Annotated in this window: 6 protein-coding genes and 1 pseudogene; 1 reads left to right on the top strand and 6 read right to left on the bottom strand. The window is 47.6% G+C overall.

All coding sequences use genetic code 11. The features are described from left to right. Nucleotides 1-70 precede the first annotated feature (70 nt). On the top strand, nucleotides 71-934 hold the full coding sequence (locus Q7O77_RS12765; protein WP_304167886.1) for a YicC/YloC family endoribonuclease: 864 nt from the start codon (nucleotides 71-73) through the stop codon (nucleotides 932-934). A 115-nt stretch (nucleotides 935-1,049) separates the two neighbouring features. On the opposite strand, the pseudogene Q7O77_RS17000 reads toward Q7O77_RS12765, so the two are convergent. The 6 genes and pseudogenes from Q7O77_RS17000 to Q7O77_RS12735 all read right to left on the bottom strand — a co-directional run. Next, nucleotides 1,050-1,517 (bottom strand): annotated as a pseudogene (locus tag Q7O77_RS17000) (transposase). A gap of 77 nt (nucleotides 1,518-1,594) precedes the next feature. Beyond that, the gene (locus Q7O77_RS12755; RefSeq protein ID WP_304167889.1) at nucleotides 1,595-1,672 is read right to left on the bottom strand and encodes a hypothetical protein; all 78 of its coding nucleotides are present in this window, start codon (nucleotides 1,670-1,672) and stop codon (nucleotides 1,595-1,597) included. A gap of 352 nt (nucleotides 1,673-2,024) precedes the next feature. After that, nucleotides 2,025-3,266: a S8 family serine peptidase gene (locus Q7O77_RS12750; protein WP_304167883.1), complete on the bottom strand. Its 1,242-nt coding sequence runs from the start codon at nucleotides 3,264-3,266 to the stop codon at nucleotides 2,025-2,027. Further along, on the bottom strand, nucleotides 3,263-5,086 hold the full coding sequence (locus Q7O77_RS12745; RefSeq protein ID WP_304167880.1) for an ABC transporter ATP-binding protein: 1,824 nt from the start codon (nucleotides 5,084-5,086) through the stop codon (nucleotides 3,263-3,265). The genes Q7O77_RS12750 and Q7O77_RS12745 overlap by 4 nt, the downstream gene beginning before the upstream one ends. Before the next feature lie 82 nt (nucleotides 5,087-5,168). Continuing rightward, a complete protein-coding gene (locus tag Q7O77_RS12740) occupies nucleotides 5,169-5,345 on the bottom strand; it encodes a hypothetical protein (protein ID WP_304167877.1) in 177 nt (58 codons plus the stop codon). A 46-nt stretch (nucleotides 5,346-5,391) separates the two neighbouring features. Further along, the coding region (locus tag Q7O77_RS12735) for a radical SAM protein (RefSeq protein WP_369696222.1) at nucleotides 5,392-6,692 on the bottom strand (1,301 nt) is incomplete at its 5' end.

Below are 6,692 nucleotides of genomic sequence, written 5' to 3'. Positions count from 1 at the left end.
CCGCTTTTGCTATCATGACGTATCCCGCAACGTTATAATCCTTCCATCATTTTCTGACAGGTACGCACCGATGATCCGTAGCATGACCGCTTACGCACGACGAGAAATCAAAGGCGAGTGGGGAAGCGCAGCCTGGGAGCTGCGTTCCGTTAACCAACGTTATCTGGAAACTTACATCCGTTTACCGGAGCAGTTCCGCAGTCTGGAGCCCGTGGTTCGCGAACGTATTCGCAACCGGCTGACGCGCGGCAAAATCGAATGCAACCTGCGCTTCGAGCTGGATCCGCGCGCGCAGGGTTCGTTGATCATGAACGAACGACTGGCAAAACAGCTGGTGGAAGCCGCGAAGTGGGTCAAGATGCAGAGCGACGAAGGGGAAATCAACCCGGTCGATATCCTGCGCTGGCCGGGGGTGATGGCGGCGGAAGAGCAAGATCTCGACGCCATCAGCGCCGAGCTGATGCAGGCGCTGGAAGGCGCGCTGGATGACTTCATCGCCGCCCGCGAAAGCGAAGGCAACGCGCTGAAAGCGCTGATCGAACAGCGTCTGGCGGGCGTCAGCGCCGAAGTCGTCAAAGTTCGCGCGCACATGCCGAACATCCTGCAATGGCAGCGTGAAAAGCTGGTCAGCAAACTGGAAGACGCGCAGGTACAGCTGGAGAACAACCGGCTGGAGCAGGAGCTGGTGCTGATGGCGCAACGCGTCGACGTCGCCGAAGAGCTGGACCGCCTGGAAGCGCACGTGAAGGAAACCTACAAAATTCTCAACAAGCAGGAAGCCGTCGGCCGCCGTCTGGACTTCATGATGCAGGAGTTTAACCGCGAGTCGAACACGCTGGGCTCCAAATCCATTAACTCCGACGTCACCGCCGCAGCCATTGAGCTTAAGGTGCTGATTGAGCAGATGCGGGAACAGATTCAGAATATCGAGTAAATTCCGCCCTGCTCCGCAGGATGCTACAACGCCCTGTTTTCAGGGCGTTTTTGTTGGTGTCGCGGGGCTGCATTTTCCGACTTATTAATCGTGACATAGTGTAAGCACACCCGTTTTAGTTCCACGCACTTTTTGAGAGTTTCGGTTTCTCAGCCATCATCCGGTATTCTTCCGGTGTCAAGTTATTCAGGGACTCATGAGGTCGTTCGCTGTTATATTCAGTCAACCAGCAATCTGTGATCTCCCTGCCTCATTCAGTGTTCTGAACAGATAAAAATCCAGTATTTCTGGTCCGGGACGTTCTGTTAAACCGTTCGATAAATACGTTCTGCGTTGGTTTACCCGGACTGATAAATTCCAGCATCACGCCGTAGTCTTCAGCCCATTGCGCCAGAGCCAATGATACAGTTCCGATCCGTTGTCCATGCGCATCTTCCCGGTTTGCCACTATTCTGTCCAGAACCCGCACAACGCACTGCGCCGGGATATTCAGGTCAATTTCGGTGGCCAGAACTGCGCGGTTAAAATCATCGACGACGTTGAAGGTCCGAAAGCGTCGGCTACATGTCAGCGCATCGTGCATAAAATCAATCAAGCAGCTCTAGTTAAGCATCTCCAGCATGGCCAGCGGAGCCAGGTTACGTACAGGCAGACGCTGTTTTATTTTATCAGTTTAAGCAGACAGTAAATCCGGTGTACGCGCTTGTGGTTCCATACGAACCCCTGCCTGCGAAGCACCTGAAAAAACTTTTTGAATCCATAGCGTGGATAACGCTCAACCACCGTGGTCAGATAGCTGACAAGCTCGCGTTTTATCGCTGGTTTTAAAGCTTTTTTTTCGATGCCGTCCTTCGATACTCCGCGTTCCAGACTCAGATCGGCCAACACCTGTTTCAGGCGACGATGATCTTGTGTTCAGTAAGTCGGGCTTTGCGCATGGCTTATCCCCTCACTGGGGCATAGTCAGTATATTGACCTCGACCCAAAACCCTGTTCCATTCAGAAACAGAATTCCGGCATGATAAAAACTCTCCCGCCGTAAATTGGAGTTATACGTAGGAACTCAAGAAAACTAAGGGGCCAAGGCTAATTAGCTGGATTTTTTTACATCCATAGTCTGTGCTGCAATGACCGCCTGCTCTGCATCAACCAGTCCATAGCCGAACCAAGGACTCCATCCATTGGAATTGAATTCCCCATTTCGGAACGGAACCAGAGGTAAATCTGTTACTTGTCCGGTGGAAGAAGCCGGTGCAAAATAGAGGTGTTCCTCATAAGGCCGGAAGTCAAGGTTTTTAACTGCAGTGCGGCGCAATATACCAGCCAGTTCACAGGCATTCAGTTGAGGGTTAGCACTAAGGGTCAGTGCTGCGACCCCTGCCACCAGACCAGCAGCGCCGGAGGTACCTTTAAAGTTATGGGTATACCCCTCAACATCACTGGAGCGTGTGGTTAAGCCGGGCTCATTGAAAGGAAATGCATCAAAGCAGTGACTATTGTTAGAGGGAGCACACAGGGAAATGCCCGGCCCGTAACTAGAGTAGTGTGCTCGGCGACCATGTAGATTAATCGCCGCGACGGTCATTACATTTTCAAGACCGCACAAGGAATGCGTAAATTCAGCGGAGTACCGCCCATCACAGAATACGTTGTTTTCCACATAGCCTGCATAAGGAATAGGAGAGTCTGCCTGAAATTGGATAGGACAACCCGAGTTTCCAGCTGCCCAAATAAAGAGAATCCCCTTACCACGGCGCCCTCCTTGACGTGACAGTTCACGTATCAAACCAATGGTCTTATCCGAGAATTTCATATGTGGCAGGCTGGCCCAGGTGTTAATGAAAATATCTGTTTTATCTTCCAGAGCCTTTAAAATAGTATAAAAACCCTGCTGAGTGATACGAAATCGCTTATCGTATTCCCAGCGCACGGGTAACAGACGACACCCTGGAGCAACCCCGACAGGAAAGCCCGTATCCATAGCTCCAGCTATCAAACCAGCGAGAGCGGTTCCGTGACGATGTCTTGGAACAAACATTTGCGCTTTAATCTGTTGCGGGGTGGCATAAACAAGTTTGCCCTTTTCCAGAAAAGCCGCTGCCGCAAATTTATCATCGATGCCGGAGGCTACAGCATCCATTTGACAGCCATCATCCGCAAATGCAATAACAATGTCGTCTCGACCATAGCCTTTCAGGCGACACCACGCCTGTTCGGCATTAACTGAACGACAACGTTGACCGTCTGTCGTGCGTCCGTGAAGATGCCATTGTGACTGATAGAGGGAAGAGGTAAGAAGCTCCTGCGGCAATATTAGTGAATGTGGCGTCATGGACGGGCTTGCTCCTTCCACAGGCTGTAATAACTTCCCTCCTGTTGAACCAGCTCATTGTGAGTTCCTTCTTCCTCAATGAGGCCTTTCTGCAGAACAATAATCCTGTCCATCGCGATCACTGATGACAAACGATGAGCGATAGCTATTACTGTTTTCCCTGTCATAGCATCATTAAGCGAATCACGGATTTCAGCCTCCGTCAGGGAATCGAGGGCTGATGTGGCTTCGTCTAGAATCAGCACTGGAGCATTGCGCAAAATGGCCCGACAAATACTGAGTCGTTGGCGCTGCCCACCAGACAATCTGACACCGCGATCGCCGATCATGGTATCAAAGCCCGTATTGGTGCCGTCTGTTGCCTGAAGAATAAAATCCAGTGCCTTAGCTTTTTGTGCCGCCTTCAGAACATCATCTTCGCTGAAATTAGAGCAACCAAAAGTGATATTTTCATAGATAGTACGATTGAAAAGGATATTATCCTGAGTCACTATACTGAACTGATTTCGCAGATCACTAAGGGATAACTGCCTGATATCCGTACCATCAAGCATAATTTTACCTCCAGTCGGATCATAAAACCGCATTAACAAACTGACTAGTGTGGATTTTCCGGAACCAGATTCTCCTACAATAGCTACTTTCTCCCCCGGCCGAATATGCATATTCATTCCCCGGATCACATGTTTTCCGGCTTCATACTGAAAATGCAGGTCACAAAGTTCTATGTCACCAGTTACACCACCCAAGGGTGTAGGAACATTCCCCCCAACAACCTGATTTTGGTGATGCACCGCTTCAATAGAAGCATTGAACAGCCCCAACGTTCGCATTGCTCCGGTGAGTTGATCCATTAAGGCGGCCAACTGGCCCTCAAGGCGAAAAACCAGACCGAAAACAACTGAAATCTCACCGACTGAGAGCAGGCCATTATGCCATGAGAAAATACAGGTATAGCCGGTTGCCACCATCGCTGCAGAACTGGTAAGCAGCAAAAGTGTTTCTACCGTTGTTATCGCCCGCAGAAAATGTTCATTTTTTCTAATAAAATCGCTCAATTTTTCCCGGACAAATTCGCGATCGTCACCGTGTGGCGACAATGATTTAACGTTAATTATATTGGAGAATATATCGACGAGATGGCCATTTATTACATTGGAAGCGTCGGCTGATTTGCGGGAGCGCCTTTTTATTTCCGGGGCGTATTTCATCGAAAGGAACAAATAAAGTGCGAGCCAGAGGAAAATTATTACCGTGAACCAGATATTGATGACACTCATAAATCCTAGAGTCAGAATGACATAAGCGACATTTGACCACACCATATGCAATGTACTGAGTAAAAATTCTGTTACAGCCTGCCCAGCTTGCCAGACCGCAGACGCTATTTTTCCGGCATGATTACGATTAAAAAAGACAAGGTCGTTATTGACGACCTTATTGTAGAACATCCATCGGACCATTGGGCTGAAGCGGGCACGAAGACACTGGTCACACATCAACCCTAGGCTTAGTGAAACGATCGGACGAACGACAAGAAACAGTAACGCGGCAATTATTAACAACTGCTCTTGAGTGGCCAAATGAACTGAGGCAGGTGACAGAGTGCCGTTCAGGGAATCAATTACCAGACCCACGGTATAAATCACGCAGACATCCACGGCAGCTTTAATTAGTCCGGCTAGGGCAATCAGCACGACAATAACTTTAATTTTTTTAATTAAATACCAGAGCCCTTTTTTGTTCTGCAGAAATGCAGCATCCTTTCCTGGGAAGGGATTAATTAAGTTTTCAAAAAAATGGAACAAATTTTTGAGCATATACATTCCTTGATGTAGAAATGATGATGGCAACCGGAGTTGCCATCATTACTAAGCTTCGACAGCTATAATGCAGAGTTCATTACCATCGGGTGCTCGGACCTCCCATGCCAGGAGAATGTGTACCACCTCGGCAGCAAAGAAACTCAAAATTCCCTTCTTGCTCATCTTCGTCAGTTGAAATAAATTTGAGCGTGTCAATGTGTTTATCCGTATTGACAGGTTCTTTTTTAACGTCTTCCAGCTTGTCTTTCTTCATAAAGAATCACTCCGATAAAGCTTTAATGACAGCATTCAGCACAATATTATGCGTTCAATGCTTCCTTGATGCTGAACTTCAGCAACTCCTGAGTAAGGAGGCACAGTGGTCCGGTCTGGCTAATTTCACCATGATGCATACGCGCAGAAAGACAGCCTGACGCACAGCTCCACCTCGCAAAACAATTCTGACACTGTGGAAACGCCCTAGTGTCTACTTGTCGCAGATTATTAATTCTTTCCATATCAAAATTGAACTTTTGTCCATTCCAAGCTCCGATATGGTAAAAGTCGAAACCGCTATCGTTTTTTCGACTGTAGCGGTGGCAGCCCGCTATATTACCCTCAGACGTAATCGCAAATTCGACATTACAGAACCGGGTTGAGCGGCGTTGAATATTGGTCATCATCTTGGATGTGACCAATATTCCGTATTGCTTTCCAAGCTTATAAGCAGCAATAAATGCATCAACGAAGTCTTGCTGTGCTGGTTTGTTCATCTCTGTGTCGCTGGCGCGGCCAATTTCTGCCATAGGTTCAAAGCGTATGGTCTTAACTTCAGTATATTTATGGGTATACTCCACCATCTCCTGCAACCGGCCAGAAGCAGTATAAGAAATTGTTGTACGGAAATGGCAGGGAACGCCGTACTTACATAACAGTTGAGCCGCACGCATGACGGCTTTATGCGAATTTTTACCATTAGGAAACGCACGATTAACTTGCAGTTCAGGAAGAATGTCGCATGAGAGCGTCACATAATGAATATTGTCCGAAATCCAGCGGGCTTTTTCATCATTGATTAACACACCATTAGTTATAAGTCGGATCCAATGTTTAATGCCTGCTTCATCTGCCCGATAACGAATGTAATGTGTAGACCATACGATTAAATCCCATTCTAGCGTAGGTTCACCACCACCAAGAAAACGGAATTCGGCGGTTCTATTTTTATGTTTTTTGGCATTTTCGATAACCAGATCAATGGCACCTTTAACAATATCTCGCGGCATTGGCGAAAATTTATGAGTGGTTGCTTTCGCATAACAGTAGCTGCATGCAAGGTTACAACTTTCCGTCAGAAGAAGGGTTGCTTCGATGGGCCTGAATTCCGGCAAATCCTGCATGACCGGAGCAGACTTTAATGTGCTGCCTAATAATCTGTTTTGTCGTAGTTCAGCAACAAGGGGATGGTCATACTCCTTTTCTGTTAGAGTACTTCCTTGAGTCAGTTTTATGACTAATGGCTCATTATCCTGATGCGTTTTAAGAGCATATCCTCGAATAGGGAAATGCATATATATATATTCATCATTGCCACTGAAATAATACATTTCGGTATTTATAA

The sequence above is a fragment of the Lonsdalea britannica genome, assembly GCF_946477055.1.
In the GTDB taxonomy this organism is placed as follows: Bacteria; Pseudomonadota; Gammaproteobacteria; order Enterobacterales; family Enterobacteriaceae; genus Lonsdalea; species Lonsdalea britannica_A.
This window is presented reverse-complemented; position numbering and strand designations above follow the sequence as displayed.

Coding starts and splice junctions, on each gene's coding strand:
- Q7O77_RS12765 (WP_304167886.1), top strand. CDS start 71: ATGATCCGTAGCATGACCGCTTACGCACGACGAGAAATCAAAGGCGAG.
- Q7O77_RS12750 (WP_304167883.1), bottom strand. CDS start 3,266: ATGACGCCACATTCACTAATATTGCCGCAGGAGCTTCTTACCTCTTCC.
- Q7O77_RS12745 (WP_304167880.1), bottom strand. CDS start 5,086: ATGCTCAAAAATTTGTTCCATTTTTTTGAAAACTTAATTAATCCCTTC.
- Q7O77_RS12740 (WP_304167877.1), bottom strand. CDS start 5,345: ATGAAGAAAGACAAGCTGGAAGACGTTAAAAAAGAACCTGTCAATACG.